17 protein-coding genes are annotated in these 20,897 nt (G+C 73.6%); 7 read left to right on the top strand and 10 right to left on the bottom strand.

Annotation, left to right across the window (positions count from 1 at the left end; translation table 11 throughout):
* Positions 1 to 4 precede the first annotated feature (4 nt).
* Together treZ and ACH4E8_RS33685 are read right to left on the bottom strand one after the other, a co-directional pair.
* Complete coding sequence (gene treZ, locus ACH4E8_RS33690) at positions 5 to 1,759, bottom strand: malto-oligosyltrehalose trehalohydrolase (RefSeq protein WP_398455393.1); 1,755 nt, start codon at positions 1,757 to 1,759, stop codon at positions 5 to 7.
* Between the two features lie 302 nt (positions 1,760 to 2,061).
* The gene (locus ACH4E8_RS33685) at positions 2,062 to 2,967 is read right to left on the bottom strand and encodes a GNAT family N-acetyltransferase (RefSeq protein ID WP_398455391.1); all 906 of its coding nucleotides are present in this window, start codon (positions 2,965 to 2,967) and stop codon (positions 2,062 to 2,064) included.
* A 304-nt stretch (positions 2,968 to 3,271) separates the two neighbouring features.
* On the opposite strand from ACH4E8_RS33685, the gene ACH4E8_RS33680 reads away from it, so the two are divergent.
* Positions 3,272 to 3,835: an FHA domain-containing protein gene (locus tag ACH4E8_RS33680; RefSeq protein WP_398455389.1), complete on the top strand. Its 564-nt coding sequence runs from the start codon at positions 3,272 to 3,274 to the stop codon at positions 3,833 to 3,835.
* 33 nt (positions 3,836 to 3,868) lie between these two features.
* On the opposite strand, the gene treY is transcribed toward ACH4E8_RS33680, so the two are convergent.
* Both treY and glgX read right to left on the bottom strand, forming a co-directional pair.
* Entirely contained in the window at positions 3,869 to 6,205 is a 2,337-nt protein-coding gene (gene treY / locus ACH4E8_RS33675; protein WP_398455387.1) for a malto-oligosyltrehalose synthase, read from the bottom strand.
* A 490-nt stretch (positions 6,206 to 6,695) separates the two neighbouring features.
* Positions 6,696 to 8,840 (bottom strand): glycogen debranching protein GlgX, encoded by a 2,145-nt coding sequence (gene glgX / locus ACH4E8_RS33670; protein WP_398455385.1) that lies wholly within the window; start codon positions 8,838 to 8,840, stop codon positions 6,696 to 6,698.
* 405 nt (positions 8,841 to 9,245) lie between these two features.
* Here glgX and ACH4E8_RS33665 point away from each other — a divergent pair, with 405 nt between their 5' ends.
* Both ACH4E8_RS33665 and ACH4E8_RS33660 read left to right on the top strand, forming a co-directional pair.
* The gene (locus ACH4E8_RS33665; protein WP_398455384.1) at positions 9,246 to 10,481 is read left to right on the top strand and encodes an SAV2148 family HEPN domain-containing protein; all 1,236 of its coding nucleotides are present in this window, start codon (positions 9,246 to 9,248) and stop codon (positions 10,479 to 10,481) included.
* Positions 10,482 to 10,544: 63 nt separating this feature from the next.
* Positions 10,545 to 11,267: an exonuclease domain-containing protein gene (locus ACH4E8_RS33660; protein WP_398455382.1), complete on the top strand. Its 723-nt coding sequence runs from the start codon at positions 10,545 to 10,547 to the stop codon at positions 11,265 to 11,267.
* 247 nt (positions 11,268 to 11,514) lie between these two features.
* On the opposite strand, the gene ACH4E8_RS33655 is transcribed toward ACH4E8_RS33660, so the two are convergent.
* The gene (locus ACH4E8_RS33655) at positions 11,515 to 12,381 is read right to left on the bottom strand and encodes a phosphotransferase enzyme family protein (RefSeq protein ID WP_398455380.1); all 867 of its coding nucleotides are present in this window, start codon (positions 12,379 to 12,381) and stop codon (positions 11,515 to 11,517) included.
* Between the two features lie 205 nt (positions 12,382 to 12,586).
* On the opposite strand from ACH4E8_RS33655, the gene ACH4E8_RS33650 reads away from it, so the two are divergent.
* From ACH4E8_RS33650 to ACH4E8_RS33635, 4 genes are all read left to right on the top strand, one after another.
* Positions 12,587 to 13,522, top strand: coding sequence for a carbohydrate ABC transporter permease (locus ACH4E8_RS33650; protein WP_398455378.1), 936 nt, complete (start codon positions 12,587 to 12,589; stop codon positions 13,520 to 13,522).
* A 110-nt stretch (positions 13,523 to 13,632) separates the two neighbouring features.
* Positions 13,633 to 14,430: a carbohydrate ABC transporter permease gene (locus ACH4E8_RS33645; RefSeq protein WP_398455468.1), complete on the top strand. Its 798-nt coding sequence runs from the start codon at positions 13,633 to 13,635 to the stop codon at positions 14,428 to 14,430.
* Entirely contained in the window at positions 14,427 to 15,743 is a 1,317-nt protein-coding gene (locus ACH4E8_RS33640; RefSeq protein WP_398455377.1) for an ABC transporter substrate-binding protein, read from the top strand. The genes ACH4E8_RS33645 and ACH4E8_RS33640 overlap by 4 nt, the downstream gene beginning before the upstream one ends.
* A gap of 34 nt (positions 15,744 to 15,777) precedes the next feature.
* Positions 15,778 to 16,341, top strand: coding sequence for a DUF1697 domain-containing protein (locus ACH4E8_RS33635; RefSeq protein WP_398455376.1), 564 nt, complete (start codon positions 15,778 to 15,780; stop codon positions 16,339 to 16,341).
* Between the two features lie 181 nt (positions 16,342 to 16,522).
* On the opposite strand, the gene ACH4E8_RS33630 is transcribed toward ACH4E8_RS33635, so the two are convergent.
* The 5 genes from ACH4E8_RS33630 to ACH4E8_RS33610 form a co-directional block, all read right to left on the bottom strand.
* Positions 16,523 to 16,714, bottom strand: a complete 192-nt coding sequence (locus tag ACH4E8_RS33630; RefSeq protein ID WP_361970514.1) for a DUF4236 domain-containing protein — start codon at positions 16,712 to 16,714, stop codon at positions 16,523 to 16,525.
* Positions 16,715 to 16,815: 101 nt separating this feature from the next.
* Positions 16,816 to 17,628 carry a sirohydrochlorin chelatase gene (locus ACH4E8_RS33625; RefSeq protein ID WP_398455375.1) on the bottom strand — a complete coding sequence of 271 codons (813 nt, stop codon included), beginning with the start codon at positions 17,626 to 17,628 and terminating at the stop codon, positions 16,816 to 16,818.
* A gap of 8 nt (positions 17,629 to 17,636) precedes the next feature.
* Positions 17,637 to 18,590 (bottom strand): ABC transporter permease, encoded by a 954-nt coding sequence (locus ACH4E8_RS33620; RefSeq protein WP_398455374.1) that lies wholly within the window; start codon positions 18,588 to 18,590, stop codon positions 17,637 to 17,639.
* Entirely contained in the window at positions 18,577 to 19,374 is a 798-nt protein-coding gene (locus ACH4E8_RS33615; RefSeq protein WP_398455372.1) for an ABC transporter ATP-binding protein, read from the bottom strand. Before ACH4E8_RS33615 ends, ACH4E8_RS33620 begins: the two co-directional genes overlap by 14 nt.
* Before the next feature lie 30 nt (positions 19,375 to 19,404).
* Positions 19,405 to 20,514, bottom strand: a complete 1,110-nt coding sequence (locus tag ACH4E8_RS33610) for an aliphatic sulfonate ABC transporter substrate-binding protein (protein ID WP_398455371.1) — start codon at positions 20,512 to 20,514, stop codon at positions 19,405 to 19,407.
* Positions 20,515 to 20,897: the final 383 nt, after the last annotated feature.

Below are 20,897 nucleotides of genomic sequence, written 5' to 3'. Positions count from 1 at the left end.
GTCGTCACGGGACGAGGACGACGACGCAGGTGCGCGGGCCGAGCCGTAGCCCACCCTGTGCGTCCGGCGCCTCGGGCGGGTCCCAGGAGGCCAGTACCTGCGCGTCCGCGCCCACCTGAACCCGCACCGGCTCCGCCCCGAAGTTGTAGACGATCCGCAGGTCCCCGCGGCGCACCACGAACCGGCCCGCCCCGTCGTGCGTCGCCCGCACCGTCGCCAGGTCCGGGTCGGTGAGGTCCGGCTGTGCGCGGCGCAGCGCGATCAGCTCCCGGTGCCAGGCCAGCAGGCGGTCGTGCGGCGGGCGGGTGCGCTCGGCCCGGTCCAGGCAGGAGCGCCGGCGGGTGGCGGGGTCCTGCGGGTCCGGCACGTCCCCGGCGCCCCAGCCGTGCGCCGCGAACTCCTGCCGCCGGCCCTCCCGCGCGGCCCGCGCCACCTCCGGGTCGGTGTGGTCGGTGAAGTACTGCCAGGGCGTGCCGGCGCCCCACTCCTCGCCCATGAAGAGCATCGGCGTGAAGGGGCCCGTCAGTACGAGGGCCGCCGCGCACGCCAACAGGCCCGGCTCCAGCGACGCCGAAAGCCGGTCCCCGGCAGCCCGGTTGCCGATCTGGTCGTGGGACTGGGCGAAGCCGACGAAGCGGTGCGCCGGGGCGCGCGTCAGGTCCACCGGGCGGCCGTGGGAGCGGCCCCGGAAGGCGGAGTACGTGCCGTCGTGGAACCACACCCGGGTCAGCGACTTGGCGAGCGCACCCGCGGCCCCGCCCTCCGGATGGGCGGCGAAGTCGGCGTAGTAGCCCTGGGACTCGCCGGTGAGGGCGGTGTGCAGCCCGTGGTGGAAGTCGTCGTTCCACTGGGCGTGCAGCCCGAGGCCGCCCCCGTCGCGCGCCGCGGTGGTGCGCGGGTCGTTCCGGTCGGACTCGGCGATCAGGAACAGCGGCCGGCGCAGGTCTTCGCCGAGCCGGTCCACCGCGGTCGACAGCTCCTCCAGGAAGGTGCGGGCGCGGTCGTCGACGAGCGCGTGCACCGCGTCCAGCCGCAGCCCGTCCAACCGGAACTCCCGCAGCCAGCGCAGCGCGCTGCCGAGCAGGTACGCCCGCACCTCGTCCGAGCCGGGTCCGTCCAGGTTGACCGCGGCGCCCCACGGGGTGCGGTGCGCATCGGTCAGGTACGGGCCGAAGGCCGGCAGGTGGTTCCCCGACGGGCCGAAGTGGTTGTGCACCACGTCGAGGACGACGCCGAGGCCGTGCCCGTGCGCGGCGTCGACGAACCGCTTCAGCGCCGCCGGCCCGCCGTACGGCTCGTGCACCCCCCACGGCAGCACCCCGTCGTACCCCCAGCCGTGCACCCCGGGGAAGGGGCACAGCGGCAGCAGTTCCACGTGGCTCACGCCCAGCTCCGCGAGTTCGCCGAGCCGGTCCGCGGCCGCGTCCAGGGTGCCTTCGACGGTGTACGTGCCGATGTGCAACTCGTACAGGACGGCGCCGGGCAGCCCCCGCCCCGGCCAGTCGTGCCGCCAGTCGTGCGCGTCGGGGAGCGCGACCGCGCTCGGGCCGTCGGGGCCTTCGGGCTGGCGGCGCGAGCGCGGGTCGGGCAGCACCGGGCCGTCGTCGAGCGCGAAGCCGTACCGCGTGCCGTCGCCCGCGTCCGCCTCGGTGCACCACCAGCCGGGGCGGTCCTCGTCCCGTTCCATCGCCCGCAACTCGCCCGCCAGCCACAGCGTGACCCGCTCGCGAGCCCGGGGCGCCCACACCTCGAACAGCACCGCATCCCCTCGTCCTCGACGCCGTACGCAACCCGTGCGACGGACCCCGGGGCCCGGGCCGCCGGAGGCCGTACGGCCCCCATCCTGACAAGCCCGGGGCCTGAAGGGGCGGTCGGTGCGGCCAGTGGGGTCACGGGCCGCACCGACGCTGCGGAAGTTCCCGGCCGGGTGGAGCCCCGGCCGGGTCGAGGACGTCGACGTGGCTCTCCACGGCTCGCCCGGAGCGCGCTCGGCGCGGGGGTGCCCGAAGCTCACGGACACCCCCGCGCACGATCAACGCTCAGGACGGGACCGGGTACGGATCACACGGCGGTCGGCGCCGCCCCCGGCAGCAGGTCGATGCGCTCCTGCACGATCGGGTAGCCGGCCCGGGCGAAGTTCTTCGCCATGGGCACGTTCGGCTGGTCCGTGGCCGCGGCGATCTCCTGCGCCCCCTCCTCGACCAGTCGGTGGGTGCACTCCACCAGCAGGTCGTAGGCGTAGCCGTGCCCGCGGGCCTCGGGCACCACCCCGATGAAGCCCACGCACGGCCCGCTCGGGTTGTGGGCGGGCACGTGCAGCCCGACCAGCTCGCCGTCCGGGGTGTGCGCGAGCTGCAACCACTCGCGCGGCGACGGGCACCAGTGGAAGAACTCCAGTTCCTCGCGGGCCGCCTGCTCCAGGCCGCCTTCCGCGATGGAGTGCAGCGCGTGCGCGTCGAGGGTGCCGGTGTGGACCCGCCGCAGCACGTCCAGGACGACCTCGTCGTCCGGCTCCGGCCGGAACACCAGCCGGCCCGGCCGCTCGGGGAGCCCGCACTCGGGCGTCCACAGATAGCGGTACCGCTCGACGAGGACGCTCATGCCGGCCGCCTCGGCGGCCCGGAGCCGGGCCTCGCCGGCGGCCTTCAGCACCGGGTCGGCGCGCCAGCCGGCGGGCAGCACCAGCTCGTAGTCCACCTGGTACGGGGAGGTGCGCAGCAGCTCGGCGCCCGCCTCCTCCTCGCCTTCGGCGACGTCGAACCAGTTGACGTTGATGGGGGAGGGGTCGTTCGGGCCGCCCCACCAGGCGGCGCGGGCGACGACCTTGCCGTCGCGCAGCGCGACCCGCTTCCACTCGGGGCGGTGGGAACGGCCGGCCAGCGCCTCGGCCATGCCGAGCGGGTCGGGCAGGGTGTCGAAAAGATGTGCGTCGCCCTCGGAGAGGGCGCGGATGACCAGAGAGGTCATGGAAAAAGCCTCCGGAATGCAAAACCTGCGATGAGGAGCGCTCCCGGGTCAGCTGACGAACGCGCGAAGGTGCGAAAGGGAGCGCGAGATTGCGATGGACTGCACGGCACTCGCCTCCTTTCGACCTGGTCTCTTCGGCGTCGTGAGCACGCTAACCCGGGGACCCGTCCGCCGTCCAGCGGCTTTTCCACCCGCCGAGCTCCCCGGCCCCCGTGGCTTCCGCGCAGGTCAACAACCGGACCGTGACGGTCGAAGCCGTCGATCGTGTGGACACCCCGACCGTGCCGGACCGACAATTGACGGCGTGACGTCGTCCACCGAGTTCCCCGCGCTGCCCGTCGGCCCCGTGCCGCCGCGCCCCACCGACGCCGAGCGGGACCGGGCCATCGGCGTGCTCACCGACGGCGCGGCCGACGGCCGGCTCTCGTACGACACGTTCCAGCGCCGGATGGAACTGGCCCTGGCCGCCCGCGACCCGGCCCAACTCGACGCCCTCACCGCCGATCTGCGCGGCGAGGGCGACCTCGCCCAGCGGCTGGTCCGCTCGGTGGGCGGGGTGTCCGCCTTCTTCGTACGGCTGCGCAGGGCGTGGCACGCCGAGAAGCTCCCGGCGCTGCTGCTTCCCGAGCCCGGGCCCGACGCCCTGCGGATAGGCCGCGACCCGGGCAACGGCCTGCGGTTGAGCCACGAGAGCGTCTCCCGGGCGCACGCGGAGCTGAGCCTGCGGCACGGCGTGTGGATCCTGCGGGACCTCGGCTCCACCAACGGCACCACCGTCAACGGCCGCCGGGTGACCGGCGCGATCCCGGTGCGCGCCGGCGACGCGGTCACCTTCGGCAACATCGCCTTCCGCCTCACCGCCCGCTGACGCAACGTCACAGTTCTTCGTGGATGGTGGTGTTCAGTCGCGGGGGCGGGCCAGCAGCGCCACCGGGCCCTCCAAGAACAGCTCCGCCACCGCCACCCGCCCGCCGCGCACCGTCCGCCCCGCGAGCACGTCCGCCCACGGCCCCTCGGGCAACTCCACCTCCGTCCCCCGCCACCCGCCGGCCCGCTCCAGCCGCAGCGCCAGCCGGGTGACGGCCACCACCACCTCGCCCGTGCGGCAGTACGCCACGCAGTGCTCGGCGGCCGGCCCGCTGACGTCCAACGGCACGTACGTGCCCGACGCGCCGAACACCTCAGGGCGCTCCCGGCGCAGCCGCAGCGCCGCCCGCGTCAGCGCCGTCTTCCCGTCGCCCGGCCCCTCGTCGAACGGGGCCCGGTTGTCCGGGTCCACCAGCGCCAGGTACTCCCGCTCCGTGCCCTGGTACACGTCCGGCACGCCCGGCACCGTCAGGTGCAGCAGCGCCGCCCCGAGCGCGTTCGCCCGCGCCCAGGGCTCCAACTCGGCGGCGAACCGCGCCACCGTGTACAGCGGGGGACCCGCCGGGCCGGCCGCGACGAACGCCGCCAGCGCCCGTTCGTACGTCTCGTCCGGCTCCGTCCAACTCGTGTGCAGCGCCGCCTCCCTGGCCCCCTTCAGCAGCGCCGCCCGCAGCCGGTCCTCGTACGGGAAGCCGAAGCCGACCGCGGTCTGCCACGCCGCCCACGCCAACTGCGCGTCGGGCGCCCGACCGCCGTCCGCCCCCGCCGCCTCCTCGGTGACCTGCGCCAAGAAGGCGTCCCACCGCTCGGGGCACTGGGACAGCACCGCGATCCGCGCCCGCACGTCCGCGCTGCGCTTGGCGTCGTGCGTGGTGAGCACCGTGCCGGTGGTCGGCCAGTCGCGGGCGATGCGCGCGCAGTGCTCGTGGAACGCGGCCGGGGTGACGGCGGGCGCGCCCGGGTCGCCGCCGACCTCGTTCGCGCTCAGCAGCGGGACGTACCGGTAGAACGCGGTGTCCTCCACCGACTTCGCCCGCAGCGCGGACGCGGTCTGGGCGAACCGGGCGCGGAAGGCGTCGTGGTCCGCGCCCGCGCCGAGGCGCCCGAGCGCCAGGTCCCGTACGACGTCCACCGCGGAGCTCTCCGCCAGCACCGGGAAGGTGGCCTTCGCCACGGCCGCGGCCCGCAGCGTCAGCACCTCGTCGCCGCCGACCCGGTACGGCCGGTACACCGGCAGCCGCACCAGCAGCTCCCGCACCGCGGCCCGCAGCGCCCACGGCGCGTGGTCGCGCAGCGCCGGCTCCCCGGCGCACACCCGCACGGCGAGCCGGGTCAGCGCCGCGGTCTCCGACGCCAACTCGTGGACGACCACCCGGTACGCGGCGCGGCGGACCGTCGCGTCCCAATAGCCGCCGCGGTCGCCCGCGACGTCGGTGAACCGACGGTAGGAGGCGGTCAGTTCGGCCGCGCCCTGCGGATCGGTGAGGAGACCGTCGACGTACCGCAGGGCGTCGTACCCCGTCGTGCCGGCGACCGGCCAGGACGGCGGCAGGTGCTCGGTGCCGGTGAGGACCTTCTCCACCACCGTCCAGCACGCCCCGCCCGTCGCCCCGTCGAGCCGGGCGAGGTACGCCTCCGGGTCCGCGAGCCCGTCGGGGTGGTCCACCCGCAGCCCCTCCACCACCCCGTCCCGCACCAGCTCCAGGATCTTGGCGTGGGTGGCGTCGAAGACCTCCGGGTCCTCCACCCGCACCCCGATCAGCTCCGCGACGGTGAAGAAGCGCCGGTACGTCAGCTCGGTACGGGCCAGCCGCCACCAGCCGAGGCGGTAGTGCTGGGCGTCCAGCAACTCCAGGAGGTCGGCGTCGGGGCCGGGCCCGTCGACGCGCAGCGGGAAGCGGTGCTCCCCGTACTCCACCGCGTCGCCGTTCACCCGTACGTCCGCCAGCTCCTCCCCGAACGGCCCGGCCAGCACCGGCAGCAGCACCCGGCCGCCGCCCGCGTCCCAGTCGACGTCGAACCAGCGGGCGTACGGCGAGGAAGGGCCGTCCCGCAGCACCTCCCACAGCGCCGGGCTGTGGCGCGGGCTGAGCGCCATGTGGTTCGGCACGACGTCCACCACCAGGCCCATGCCGTGTTCCCGGGCGGCCCGCGCCAGCGCCCGCAGCCCGTCCTCGCCGCCGAGTTCGGCCCGCACCCGGGTGGGGTCCGTGACGTCGTAGCCGTGGGTGGAGCCGGGCACCGCCTCCAGCACCGGCGACAGGTGCAGATGGGAGATCCCCAGCCCCGCGAGGTACGGCAGCACGGCCGCGGCCCGCGCGAAGGGGAAGTCGGGCTGGAGCTGGAGCCGATAGGTGGCGGTGGGGTTCATGCTGGCGTACGTACCCGGGCCGACGGCCGCCGTGTCAGTGCCGCCGCCCCTGGCCTCCACCGGTGGAGTGACACCACCCCGCCGGCCCGCACCCGATCGGCCGCGGTGTCCCTTGCGGGAGCGTCGGTGTTTGCGGCCCGGTGGCGGGTTGCTCGCGCGTTCCGTGTGGCCTGTCCGGCGGTGCTGTTGCCTTGGCAGGCGCGGATTCGCCGTGCGGCGGGCTGTGTCGTTGCGTCTGCGGCCCGCCTGTGGCTGGTCGCGCAGTTCCCCGCACCCCTAAACACCTTCGCCGCGGCCCGCAGACAAAGTGACGGGGGCAGCGAATCAGGTGGCGCTGGGGTCCCCCCAGGCCCTCTGGGCCGAGGGGGCGGAACTGCGCGGGTAACCCACCACCGGGCTGCAGACACGACTACGCAGTCCGCCGCACGGCGAGGCAGCGGCGCCGTCGGACCGGCCGCACGGGACTCCGGGCAGGTCCCCGGGGCCTGGCCTACGCGGGGCGACGCAGCACCGTCAGGCTGTGGTTCAGCAGTCGGACGCGCTGGCCGCCGAACACCTTCGTGCCGCCGCCCGGAGGGACGCCCGCCGTGCGGGCCGTGTCCACCACCACCTGCCACTCGCTGCCGTGGTGCACGGGCACGGTGAAGTCCAGGTCCTCGTCGCCGGCGTTCACCATCAGCAGGAACGAGTCGTCCCGGATCCGCTCCCCGCGCGGGCCGGGCTCGGAGATCGCGTGCCCGTTGAGGAACACCGACATCGCCCGGGCCTGCGCCGACTGCCAGTCCCGCGGCCGCATCTCCGCCCCCTGCGGGGTGAACCAGGCGATGTCCGTCAGCTCGTCGCGGGTGCCCTGCACGGGCCGGCCGCGGAAGAAGCGGCGCCGGCGGAAGACCGGGTGGTCGCGGCGCAGCCACACCATCGTCCGGGTGAACTCCAGCAGCGCCCGCCGAGCCAGGCCGTCTCCCGGCCCGTCGTCGACCGCCTCGGGCTGCGGCCAGTGGACCCACGCCACTTCGTTGTCCTGGCAGTACGCGTTGTTGTTGCCGCCCTGGGTGCGGCCGAACTCGTCGCCGTGGCTGAGCATCGGCACGCCCTGCGAGAGCATCAGCGTGGCGATGAAGTTCCGCATCTGCCGGGCCCGCAGCTCCCGCACCCCGGGGTCGTCGCTCTCGCCCTCCACCCCGCAGTTCCAGGAGCGGTTGTGGCTCTCCCCGTCCCGGTTCTGCTCGCCGTTCGCCTCGTTGTGCTTCTCGTCGTACGACACCAGGTCCCGCAGCGTGAAGCCGTCGTGGCAGGTGACGAAGTTGATGGAGGCCAGCGGGCGCCGCCCGTCGTCCTGGTAGAGGTCGGAGGAGCCGGTCAGCCGGGAGGCGAACTCGGCCAGCGTGCGCGGCTCGCCGCGCCACAGGTCGCGCACCGTGTCGCGGTACTTTCCGTTCCACTCGGTCCACAGCGGGGGGAAGTTCCCCACCTGGTAGCCGCCCTCGCCCAGGTCCCACGGCTCCGCGATCAGCTTCACCTGGCTGACCACCGGGTCCTGCTGCACCAGGTCGAAGAACGACGACAGCCGGTCCACCTCGTGGAACTGCCGCGCCAGCGTCGCCGCCAGGTCGAAGCGGAACCCGTCGACGTGCATCTCGGTGACCCAGTACCGCAGCGAGTCCATGATCAGCTGGAGGACGTGCGGGGAGCGCATCAACAGCGAGTTCCCGGTCCCGGTGGTGTCCGTGTAGTGCCGCCGGTCCTCCGCCAGCCGGTAGTACGACGCGTTGTCCAGCCCCCGGAAGGAGAGCGTGGGGCCGAGGTGGTTCCCCTCCGCCGTGTGGTTGTAGACCACGTCGAGGATCACCTCGATGCCCGCCCGGTGCAGCGCGCGCACCGCGTGCTTGAACTCCCGCACCTGCTCGCCCCGGTCGCCCCAGGAGGCGTACGCGTTGTGCGGGGCGAAGAAGCCGATCGTGTTGTAGCCCCAGTAGTTGCGCAGCCCCGCGTCCACCAGCCGGTGGTCGTGCACGAACTGGTGCACCGGCATCAGCTCCAGCGTGGTGACGCCCAGCTCCGTCAGGTGCGAGAGCACCGCCGGATGGGCCAGCCCCGCGTACGTGCCGCGCAGCTTCGGCGGCAGCTCGGGGTGGAGCATCGTCAGACCCTTCACATGGGCCTCGTAGATCACCGTGCGGTGGTAGTCCGTCCGGGGCGAGCGGTCGTCGCCCCAGTCGAAGTACGGGTTCACCACCACCGAGCTCATGGTGTGCGGCGCCGAGTCCAGGTCGTTGCGGGAGTCGGGCCGGCCGAAGCGGTACCCGTAGACGGACTCGTCCCACTGCACGCTTCCGCTCATCGCACGCGCGTACGGGTCGAGCAGCAGTTTGGCGGAGTTGCACCGCTGCCCGCGCTCCGGCGCGTACGGGCCGCGGACCCGGAAGCCGTACCGCTGCCCCGGCATCACCCCCGGCAGGTAGGCGTGCCGTACGAAGGCGTCCGTCTCCCGCAGCTCCACCGCGGTCTGGGACCCGTCGTCGTGCAGGAGGCACAGCTCGATGCGGGAGGCGGCCTCCGAGAACACCGCGAAGTTCGTGCCGGCGCCGTCGTACGTGGCACCGAGGGGATACGCCTGCCCCGGCCAGACCTGCATGGATCGACTCTGCCCCTTCTGATCCGGGCGGGTGGGGGACGCGGGGCCCGGTTCCCGACCGAACGTACCCCGAGCGTCCCTGGACCGCCCGCGGACGGCGCCGAGCGCCCCCCGACCGCCCCCGACGGACGCCGTGCGACGCCGGTCAACACGCGGCTCGTTCCGTCACCCGCGAGACGCCCGGGACCACGGCCGGGCGCCCGCCCCGACCGCCCCGACGAGCCCCCCGGCCCGCCGCGCCGGCCCCACCGCTATGAATCCGCTCACTCCCCGGACCGCCGCCGAGGAGAACGACCTCCGCCCGACCGGGAGTTGGGAAAAGAGCCTGTCCATCCGGCTGCACCCACTCACGCTTGCGGAGTAGTCTGCGGTGATCTTTGGTGGGGGACGGGAAGGGGCACGCCGGTGAGCTCGGGAGGGCTGGAGCTACCCCCCGGTGACGGTGGTCACGAGGGGGACACCACCGACGCCCCGCCGGGCGCGGTCTCGCTCGCCAGACCCGTGGAGATCGGGGCGGAGCTGGAGTGGGACGCGGAGTCCTGGCGCGAGGTGCGCACCCGCGCCCAGCGCGCCGGCCGCGCCTACATCTGGCTGAACCTGGTGGAGCAGCGGCTGAGGGCCGTGGTGGCCGCGGTGCTGCGCCCCATCTACGAACCCGTGCACGGCGACGACTGGGTCGTCGCGGCGGCCGGCCCCGCGGGGCAGGAGTGGGTGCAGCGGGCCGTCGCCGTCCGGGAGGTCTCCCGGCGCAAGGGCTACCTCCTCGACCCCGCCGACGACAACGTCCTCTCCTTCCTGACCCTGCCCCAGCTCCGCGAGCTGATGGTGCAGCACTGGCCCTGCTTCGAGCCGTACTTCGACGACCGGCGCGACGTGGAACTCGCCCTGGACGAGTTGGAGGTGGCGCGCAACGTCGTCTCCCGCAACCGGGCCCTGAACGAAGCCGTCCTCGCCCAGGCGGAACGGGCGTCGGCCCGGCTGCTGGAGATGCTCGGCACCGGCGCGCGCTCCGTGGACCGGCTGCCCGTCGACGCCGTCGAGGACCTGGTCGGCGACCGGTACGCGGACGTCGTCTCCGTCCACCCCGACCGGGTGCGCCTCCAGCGCCAGCTCCCGGCCGAGGACCTGTTCGGCGGCGCCCGCCGGCTGGACGCCGTCGGCATCGGCCTCAACCTGCTCGTCCAGAACTTCTCCGGCCGGCGCCTGGTCCGGCTCGCCGAGGCGGGCGCCCGGGTGCGGCTGCTCTTCCTCAACCCGGCGAGCAGCGCGGTCAAGCGGCGGGAACGCGAACTGGGCATCAAGAAGGGCGAGCTGAGCCGGACCGTGGAGATGAACATCCTGCACGTGCGCCGGGTGCGCGCCCGGCTGCGCGACCCGGGCGCGTTCGAGATCCACGTCTTCGACGAGACGCCCCGCTTCACGGCGTACCTGGTCGACGGCGACGGCCCCGACGGCGTCGCCGTCGTCCAGACCTACCTGCGCAAGGCCCGCGGCATCGAGGCGCCCGTGCTGGTGCTGCGGGGCGGCGGACGGTCGGTGGTGCGGGCCGCGGACCCGGCCGACCCGGGGGAGCACGGCCTGTTCCAGATCTACCGCGAGGAGTTCGAGTCGGCGTGGGCCGACTCCCGCCCGGTGTCTTGAATGTCAGTGCGGCATGCGAGGGTGAAGGGCAACTGGGGGAGCGTCATGGAGAAGGGGCCCGGGATGACTTGGCACACGCAACCACTGGTCGGCTTCGACCTGGAGACGACGGGCACGGAGCCGTTCCAGGCCCGGATCGTCACCGCCGCGATCGTCCACATGGACGTGGAGGCGCCCGTCGAGCGCCGGGTCTGGCTCGCCGACCCCGGGGTGCGGATCCCGGAGCAGGCGTCCGCGATCCACGGCATCACGACGGAGCGGGCGACGGCGGAGGGCCGCCCCGCGCGCGAGGTCGCCGACGAGGTCGCCACGGTCCTGTGCGAGCACTGGGAGCGCGGGACCCCCGTCGTCGCGTACAACGCGGCGTTCGACCTGACCCTGCTCACCGCGGAGCTCCAGCGGCACGGCCTGCCGACGCTCGCGGAGCGCCTCGGCGGCCGCGACGCGGCGCCCGTGATCGACCCGCTCACCATCGACCGCGCCGTCGACCGCTACCGCAAGGGCAAGCGCACCCTCGAAGCGGCCTGCGCGGAGTACGCGGTCGCGCTCGCCGACGCGCACGACGCGACGGCGGACGCGGAGGCGGCGGTCCGCGTGGCGCGCGCGCTGGCGGCGCGCCACGCGTCGGTGGCGGCGAGTTCGGCGGCCGACCTGCATGAGCGTCAGATCGTCTGGTACGCGACGTGGGCGAAGGACTTCGAGTCCTTCCTCCGCCGCAAGGGCAACGCCTCGGCCCAAGTCGACACCTCCTGGCCCCTGCGCGCCCCGACCCCGGCGCCCCACTGACCCCACCGCGCCGCGCGCTCCCTGCGACCGGCGTGGGCTGCTCGCGCAGTTCCTCGCCCAGCCCCCCTGCCCTACGGGCGAGGGGGGTTGGCATGGCGCACCGGAAGCAGGAAGCACAGGGCTACGGCAAGCCGCAACAGGGTCGCTTGAAGAGCCCCGTGCCCGCGGGGCACAGGGGGAGGAACTGCGCGGGCAACCGGCAACGGGCCACAGATAAGACGCGGCCCGCGTCGCCGCACCCGTCGCGCTAGAAGGGGTACCAGCGGACGGACGGATCCGCGTCCCGGAGGGAGGCGACGCGGCGGGTGAACTCCTCGCGGGCCTTCGGGTTCGTGGGGGCGTGCTGCGCCACCCACGCACAGCTCGCAGTCTCCCGCGCCCCGCGCAGCACCCCGCAGCCCTCCCAAGCGCGCACGTCCCACCCGTACGCCCGGGTGAACGCGTCGTACGCCTCCGGCGGCAGGCCGTACCGGTCGCGGGAGAGCGCCAGGACCACGAGGTCGTGTTCGCGCAGGTCCGTGGCGAAGGTCTCCAGGTCGACCAGGACCGGCCCGTCGGGGCCGACGTGGACGTTGCGCGGCAGGGCGTCGCCGTGGATCGGGCCCGGCGGCAGGTGCGGCGTCAGCGCCGCCGCGGCCGCCGCGAAACCGTCCCGCCGCGACCGCAGGTACGCCGCGTCCGCCGGGTCGATCGCGTCGCCCGCGAGCCGTAGCCACCGCTCCACCCCGCCCAGCAGCTCACGGCGCGGCAGCGCGAAGTCGGGCGCCGGCAGGGCGTGCACCCGACGCAGCAGCGGCGCCAGGTCGACGGGCTGCGCGGGGCGCACCGCCGGCGGCAGCCGGTGCCAGACGGTGACGGGATGCCCCTCCACCAGCCGCGCGCCGTCCTCCGCCGGCCGTACCGCCGGGACCCCGGCCGCCGCCAGCCACGCCCCGACGGCCACCTCGCGCTGCGCGCGCTCGAACAGCTCTCGCGAGCGGCCGACCTTGACGACCACGTCGCCGACGGCGAACACCGCGTTCTCGCCCAGCGCGACCAGCTCCGCGCCTCCCGAAGGACCCGCCGCCCGCAGCCCCGCGGCGTCCAGGACCTGCCGCGCCCGTGTCTCGTCCATCCCTCGCGTCCCGCGCCTTCCGTACTCGCCACTCGCCGTCCACCTGTGCGAACTCGCCAAAGTGTCGCATTCGCGGCAGGCGTCCTTGACGCCCGGTGGGGCCGTCACGACGATGTCACAGGCCCGCAGAGCAATCCCGCAGAAGCAGGTCCGTATGTAGACAGCCCACGGCGCAGGCCGGCGCAGAACCGAAGGAGTCGTAACCGTGACAGCGGCGACCGCGGCTCCCGACACCGACACCAGCACCCGTCCCCGCCCTCGAAAGCGTCGGCACCTCGACCACGGCGCCTGGTTCCTCGTCCTGCCCGCGCTGCTCCCGATCCTCGTGCTGAGCGTCGGCCCGCTGCTGTACGGCGTCTCCCTCGCCTTCACCGACGCCCAGGCCGGCCGCACCCAGCCCACCCAGTGGATCGGCACCCTGAACTTCCAGGACCTGCTCAAGGACACCCTCTTCTGGGAGTCGTTCGGGATCGGGCTGCTGTGGGCCGTCGGGGTCACCGTCCCCCAGTTCGCCCTCGCCCTCGGGCTCGCCCTGCTGCTCAACCAGGACCTGCGTCTGCGCTGGCTGGCGCGCGCCCTCGCGATCGTCCCGTGGGCGATGCCGGAGGTCGTCGTCGGCATCATGTGGCGCCTGGTCTACAACCCGGACGCCGGCATCCTCAACGAGACCGTCCGCGACCTCGGCCTCGGCGACGGCCAAGCCTGGCTCACCGGCCTCGGCACCGCGCTGCCCGCCGTGATCGTCGTCGGCATCTGGGCCGGCATGCCCCAGACCACGGTCGCCCTGCTCGCCGGCCTCCAGAACACCCCGCAGGAACTGCACGAGGCCGCCGTCCTCGACGGCGCCGGGGCCTGGCGCCGCTTCCGCACCGTGACCTGGCCGGCGCTGCGGCCCGTCGCCCTGGCGATCACCGCCCTCAACTTCATCTGGAACTTCAACGCCTTCGCCCTGGTGTGGGTGCTCACCTCCGGCGGCCCCGGCGGTCGCACCCGGCTCCCGATGCTCTTCGCGTACGAAGAAGCCTTCCGCTACGGCCAGTTCGGCTACGCCGCGGCCATGGGCTGCGTCATGGTCGCGGTCATCTCGGTGCTGCTCGCCTGCTACCTGGTGGGGCGGCTCAAAGGAGGCGACGAGCGGTGAAGCAGCCCAGCGGCACCGTCGACCCCGCCCGCACGCCCGCCCGGGCACCCCGCCCGGCCCGCCGCCGTCGCCGCGGTGCCCGGGCGACGGCCGGCCGCGCCGGGCAGTACCTGGCCCTCGTCGGCTATCTGCTCTTCCTCGCCCTGCCGTTTCTGTGGCTGGTTTCCACCGCCTTCAAACCGGCCCGCGAACTCGGCTCGCTGCACCCCACCTGGATCCCGGAGGACCCCACCCTCGACAACTTCCGGCAGGCGTTCGACGAGCACCCGCTGCTGCGGGCCGCCGGCAACAGCCTGCTGGTGGCGCTCTCGGCGGCGCTGATCGCGGTGGTGATCGCCACCCCGATGGCGTACGCCATGGCCCGCGCCCGCACCCGGCTGGCCACCGCCGCCACCGGCTGGGTCGTGCTCAGCCAGGCGTTCCCCTTCGTCCTCCTGATCATCCCGCTGTTCCTCGTCCTGAAGAACCTGCGGCTGATCAACACCCTCTCCGGGCTGGTCCTGGTGTACGTGGTGTGGGCGCTGCCGTTCGCGCTGTGGATGCTCACCGGGTACGTGCGGGCGGTGCCGCGCGAGTTGGAGGAGGCCGCCGCGGTCGACGGCGCGAGCCGGGCCCGCACCCTGGTGTCGGTCACCGCGCCGCTGCTCGGGCCCGGCATCGTCGCCACCGCGCTCTTCGCCTTCGTCACCGCGTGGAACGAGTTCTTCTTCGCGCTCGTCCTGCTGAAGTCCCCGGAGAAACAGACCCTGCCGATCGTGCTGACGCACTTCATCGGCGCGGAGGGCGTCGCCGACCTCGGCCCGCTCGCAGCCGCCGCGTTCCTGGCGACCCTCCCGTCCCTGCTGGTCTTCGCGCTCATCCAGCGGCGGATCACCGGCGGCGTGCTCGCGGGGGCGATGAAGTCGTGACGCGGACGAAGCTGCCGACGCCGCCCGAGCTGCTGGCCCTCCTGGCCGTACTCGCCCTGTTGCTCACCGGCTGCACCGCCGACGACGACGGACCCGACGACGGCACCATCCGCCTCCGCTTCCTCTCCCTGGCCTGGCAGAAGGAGTCCGTCGACGCCAACAAGGCGCTGGTACGGGAGTGGAACGCGGCCAACCCGGGGGTCCGCGTGCAGTACGTCCAGGGCAACTGGGACAGCGTCCACGACCAACTGCTGACCTCCTTCGAGGGCGGCGAGGCGCCCGACGTCATCCACGACGCGTCCGACGACCTCGCCGACTTCGCCTACGGCGGATACCTCGCCGACCTGCGGGGGCTGCTGCCCGAGCGGCTGGTCTCCGACATCCCCCGGGAGAGCTGGCGCACCACGACCTTCGGCGACGGCGTCTACGGCGTCCCCTTCCTCCAGGAGCCGAAGGTCCTCATCGCCAACCGCAAGCTCCTCGCGGCCTCCGGCGTCCGCGTCCCGACCCCCGAAGCGCCCTGGACCTGGGAGGAGTTCCGCCAGGTCGCCAAGGACCTGACCGCCCGGATGGGCGAGGGGAAGCACGCCGTCGCCTGGCCCCTGAAGGAGCCCGTCTCCATCAGCCTCAACATGGGGCTGTCGGCCGGCGGACGGCTCTTCCACCGCGAGGACGACGGCAAGGTCCGCATCCGCTTCACCGACGCGGACGGCGTGGTGCCCGCCGTCGTGCGCGACCAGGTCAACCGCGACCGCACCGCGGCCCGCACCACCCTCGGCGGCGGCGGCTCCGACACCCTGCCCGGCTTCTTCGGCGGCAAGTACGCGATGGTGCCGCTCGGCTTCTCGTACCGCCAGCAGGTCGTGCAGCAGGCCCCCGACGGCTTCGAGTGGACGGTGCTGCCGATGCCCGTCGGCCCCGGCGGCGCCGTGCAGGGCGTGAGCCCGCAGACCCTGTCCATCGCCGAGGACGCCCGCCACAAGCGGGAGGCCGCCCGCTTCGTCGACTTCCTGCTCCAGCCGCAGAACACGGTCCGGCTCGCCCGCGGCGACTGGATGCTCCCGACGGGGACCCGCGCCCTGGCCGACCCGTCCCTGCGCACCGCCGAACACGGGTGGGCCGTCGGCACCGCCCTGGCGCGCGGACTGCGCCCCGCGCCCGCCCAGTCCGTCCGCGGCTACCCGGAGTGGAAGGACAAGGTGGCGACCCCGGCGTACCAGGAGTACTACAGCGGCGCCATCGACGAACGGGAGCTGCGCAAGCGACTGGTGCGCGACGGAAACCTGGTGCTCGCCCGCTACCAGCGGGACTGACCCGCTGTCGGACCCGGTCCCTACAGTGAGTCGCATGAGTACGAGATACGCGGCGCTCCTGCGCGGGATCAACGTCGGCGGCCACCGCAAGGTCCCCATGGCCGAACTGCGCTCCGTCATCGCGGACCTGGGCCACCGGGACGTCGTCACCCACCTCCAGAGCGGCAACGCGGCCTTCACCGCCGTCGACGACGCCGCCGACGAGGCCGCCGGCGATGCGGTGCGCCGCGCGCTGGAGGAGGCCATCGAGCGCCGCTTCGGCTTCGCCGTCGACTGCCTCGTGCGCGACGCCGCCTACCTTCGCGCCGTCGTGACCGACTGCCCGTTCCCCGCGGATGCGCTGGAGCCCAAGCAGCTCCACGTCACGTACTTCTCCGGGCCCGTCGCGCCCGAGCGGTTCGACGGCATCGACCAAGCGGCGTTCGCCCCCGAGGAGTTCCGCATCGGCGACCGCGCGCTGTACCTCTACGCCCCCGACGGCCTCGGCCGCTCCAAACTCGCCGACGCCCTCGCCCGCCCCTCCGTCACCCGCGGCCTCGTCGCCACCACCCGCAACTGGAACACGGTGACTAAACTCGTCGAACTGACGAGCCTCTAGGTCACGCCCGGAAGGCCCCGCGCCCCAAACGCCTCCGCCTTCAGCCGGCAGGCGAGTGACGGGGGGAGCGAATCAGGGGCGCGGGGAACTGCGCGACAAGCCACAGACGGGCCGCAGACGCCACAGCGCAGCCCGCCGCACGGCGGAACCGCGCCTACCCCGGCCAGCCCGGCGGCACGCCTCAGTGGCGGCGGGAGTCCCGGCGCAGGCTGAAGCCGCCCGGCAGCCGCACCGCGGCGCTGCGCCGGCCGTGGCTGTCCCGCGTCAGATGCGCCCGCCGGCCGCCGAGCGACCAGGACCAGCCGTGCCGGCTGATCGTGACGTGCAGCAGCTTCGGGATCAGCGTGATCCGCTTGTGGTAGTGGAACGGCATCTCGGCCTCCTGCCCTCTGCCCCCGATCGTGCCCGCCCTGCGCTGCGTCCCCGTCACCGAGGTGCCACGAGCGCGTCACGGACCACCGACCGTACCGGGCCCTACGCGGAAACCTCGATCCGATCGGACGCCGCACGCTCGCCGCGGGTCGCGGCGACCGCCTGCTCGTACCGTTCGACGAGCAGCCGGGCCAGTTCCGGGGCCGGGCCGAGGACGTCCGCGAGGACGTCCGCGTCACGGGCGCCGGCCGCGATCCGGTCCGGGAGGCGGCCGGGGGCGATCACGTACGGGGCGACGGCCACGCGCGCGCAGCCGTCGGCCCGCAGCGCGCGCACGGCGTCCTCCGTGCGCGGAAGGGATGCGGAGGCGAACGCAGGCCGCACGGAGCACCAACCGGTGCGCCGCAGCTCCCGCGCCGTTTCTGCGATCGCTGCGATCGCCTCCGGGTCTGTGGAGCCCGCCGAGGCCAGGACGACCCCGGTCGAGCGTCGGACGGCGGCGGACGGCGCCGCTCCGGCCTCGGTCAGCCGCCGCTCCACCGCCGCCAGCAGCAGCGGCGAAGGGCCGAGCACCTCCGCCTGTCGGACGCGCAGCCGCGGCAGCCTGGCGGACGCCTCGGCCAGCACGGCCGGGATGTCGGACTTGGCGTGGAAGGCGCGCGTCAGCAGCAGCGGCAGCGCCACCACGTCCGTCACCCCGTCCCGCGCCCCCGCACCCCGGGCCGCCCCCGGCTCCTCGGCCGCCAGCCGCTCCAACACCTGCGGCACCGAAGGCGCGTTGAAGTCGAGGAACCCCGTCTCCACGCGCAGTCCGGGCCGCAGCGCCCGCACCCGCCCCACCAGGGCGTGCACGGTCGCGGCGTGCCGGGCGTCACGGCTGCCGTGGGCGACGACGAGGAGACGGGGAGGGCGCATGCCGGTGCTCAGTTCTTGACGAGGAGACCGCGACCCCGCAGGATCGCGCGCTCCAGCGGGCTGAAGATCAACAGGTCGATGGCGATGCCGACCACCAGGATCAGCAGGATCGCCAGGAAGACCCCCGGCATGTCGGAGTTGTTGCGGCCGTTCTCCAACAACTGGCCGAGGCCGAGCCCCAGATCGGGGGAGGAGGCGATGATCTCCGCCGCCATCAGGGACCGCCAGGAGAACGCCCAGCCCTGCTTGAGCCCCGCCACGTAGCCCGGGAGCGCCGCGGGCATCACGATGTGCCAGGTGCCCTTGAGGCCGGTGGCGCCGAGCGTGCGCCCGGCCCGCAGGAACAGCGGCGGGACCTGGTCCACGCCGGACACCAACCCGTTGGCGATCGACGGGACGGCGCCGAGCAGGATCACCGCGTACATCATCTGGTTGTTGAGCCCCAGCCAGATCACCGCGGGCGGCACCCACGCCACCGAGGGGAGGGACTGGAGACCGGAGAGGATCGGCCCGATCGCCGCCCGGACGAACTTCACCCGGGCGACCAGCAGACCGAGCGGGGTGCCGATCGCCAGCGCCAGCAGGAAGCCGAGCAGACCGCGCGAGACGCTGGTCCACACGATCTCCAGCAGCGTCCCCTGGAGCCACAGGTCGGACAGGCTGTCCCACACCGCGGACGGTGCGGGCAGGGAACCCTCGTCGGTGACCTCCGCCCACACCAGCGTCTGCCAGACCGCCACCACCAGGGCGACCGCCACCAGCGGCGGCAGCACCTTGTTCAGCAGCACCTGACGCAGCGGGGTCCGCTGGGTCTGTACGGCGTCCAGGGCGTCCAGCCCCGCTTCCAACCCGGCGAGGTCCCCCGAGCCGGCCCGGGGCGCCCCGGTGTCCCCGGCGTCCGAAGCGCCCTTGGGACCGTCGGCGCCCCTGGCGTCCTTCGCCGGACTCTCAGTGCTGGCCATGTCGGCGGATCTCCCCCCGCAGTTCTTCGGTGATCTCGATGGACAGCTCCGCCACCTCGGCGTCCTCGATGCGCCGCGGCTGCTCGATGCCGACCTCCCACTGGCGGGCGATCCGCCCCGGCCGGGACGACAACAGCACCACCCGTTCGGCCAGCCGGACCGCCTCGCGGACGTTGTGCGTCACGAACAGCACCGAGAGCTGCGTCTCCCGCCAGATCCGGGTCAGCTCGTCGTGCAGCACGTCCCGGGTGATGGCGTCCAGCGCCGCGAACGGCTCGTCCATCAGCAGCAGTTGGCTGTCCTGGGCGAGCGCCCGGGCCAGCGCGACGCGCTGGCGCATGCCGCCGGACAGCTCGTGCACCCGCTTGCCGTACGCCCCGCCCAGCCGCACCAGTTCCAGCAGTCGCTCCGCTTCGGGGCGCCGCTCCGCCTTGGGGACGCCGCGCAGCCGCAGCGCCAACTCCACGTTCCGCCCCGCGGTCAGCCACGGGAAGAGCGCGTGCTCCTGGAACATCAGCGCCGGGCGTCCGCCAGGGGTCTCGATGGCCCCCGCCGACGGCGCGTCCAACCCGGCGACCAGGTTGAGCAGCGTCGACTTGCCGCAGCCCGAGGCGCCGAGAAGGGTCACGAACTCGCCCGGAGCGACGTCGAGACTGATGTCGTCCAGGACGAGTTGCCGCCCCGCAGGCGTCGCGAAGGACTTCGAGACGTGCTCGATCCGCGCGGCGTACCCGGCCGTCGTACGGGCCCCGGCCCGGTCCTTCGTCACAGTGGCGCTGGCCATGGTCGTCACCTCCTGGGATTGGCTTACGGCTTACTTGACGCCGAGACCGGCGTCGGGGACCTCGGGCTTGCCTTCGGCCTTCAGCACCTTGTTCAGGGGCCGCAGGTCGTAGATGCCGGCCAGGTCGGGCTCCTTCAACAGGCCCGCCTGCACGGCGTTCTCGGCCTGCGCCTGGAGGGTGCTGGCCAGCGGGTCGTCCAGGAACTGGATCGACGGCCAGGCGCCGTCGATGATCTCCGCGGGCAGCTCCTTGCCGGTGAGCGCCTTGAGCTTGCTGTTCGCGGACTTCTTCGCGGCGTCCGAGTTGGCGTTGATCCACGCGTTGGTCTTCACCGTGCCGCGGACCACGGCCTCCACCACGTCGGGGTGGTCCTTGAGGAACTTCTGGTTCACGATCACATTGGTGATCACGAACTTCTTGTCCGGCCACAGCGTGGACTCGTCCAGGAGCTCCTTCGCCCCCAGGCTGACTAGGCGGGCGGCGGTCGGCTCCGGCACCCAAGCGCCGTCGATGGAGCCGGACTTGTACGCGTCCGGGGTGATCTTGTTGTCCGAGCGGACCACGGAGACGTCGCCCTTGCCGCTCTGCGCGTCGGTCTTCCAGCCCCGCTCCGCGATCCAGTTGAGGAAGGCGACGTCCTGGGTGTTCCCGAGCTGGGGGGTGGCGATCTTCTTGCCCTTGAGGTCGTCCAGCGTCTTGATCTTCGCCGGGTTGACCACCAGCTTGACCCCGCCGGATGCCGAGCCCGCCACGATCCGCAGGTTCTTCCCCTTGGACTTGGTGAAGCCGTTGATCGCGGGGGAGGGGCCGATGAAGCCGATGTCGATCGAGCCCGCGTTCAGCGCCTCGATCTCGGAGGGGCCGGCGTTGAAGGTCGTCGACTTGATCGCGGTCCCGCCCAACTCCTTCTGGAGGATGCCCTCCTGCTCACCGACGAGCGCGGTGGCGTGGGTGAGGTTGGGGAAGTAGCCGAGGCGCACGCTGTCGGCGGAGAGCTTCTTCCCCTTCGCGGCCGGGGCGACCTCGTCGTCCTTCTCGGCCTCGGAGCCGTAGCCGCAGGCGGCGAGCGTGCCGACCAGCAGCGGCAGCGCAGCGGTCAGGGCGAGGGTACGGCGGAGGGTGGGGCGGGTGGCAGGCACGGGAGGTGTTCCTCTCGTTGTCCCCTGGGGCCACGCCGGTGCGGCGCGGCCGGGGAGTCATCGGGTAAGGGTCTTCGTTTCCGGCGCGGGTGGATCGGGACGCGGGTCAGCGCGCACATCGCTCCACACCTCCCGAACCGGCGCCGAGGGTGCCACTACCCACCCGACCGCCCTCTTTCGCGAAGGTGGCGAACACGTTCTGCATCAGAAATCCCACTCCGACTTCTCGTCAGGGGTGTCGGCGGGCTCCGCCGCGGCCCGCGCCGACCGGGCCGCGGTCACGAAGCTGTCGCCGGTCATGGCGGCGGTGAGGGTGGTGCCGTCGTTGGGGTCGATGAGGAGGAAGGCGCCGGTGCGGCGGGAGTGGGTGTAGGGGTCGAGGG

The organism is Streptomyces sp. NPDC017979 (assembly GCF_044328175.1).
In the GTDB taxonomy this organism is placed as follows: Bacteria; Actinomycetota; Actinomycetes; order Streptomycetales; family Streptomycetaceae; genus Streptomyces.
Note: the sequence above shows the minus strand (reverse complement) of the source record. Positions and strands in the feature narration are given on the sequence as shown.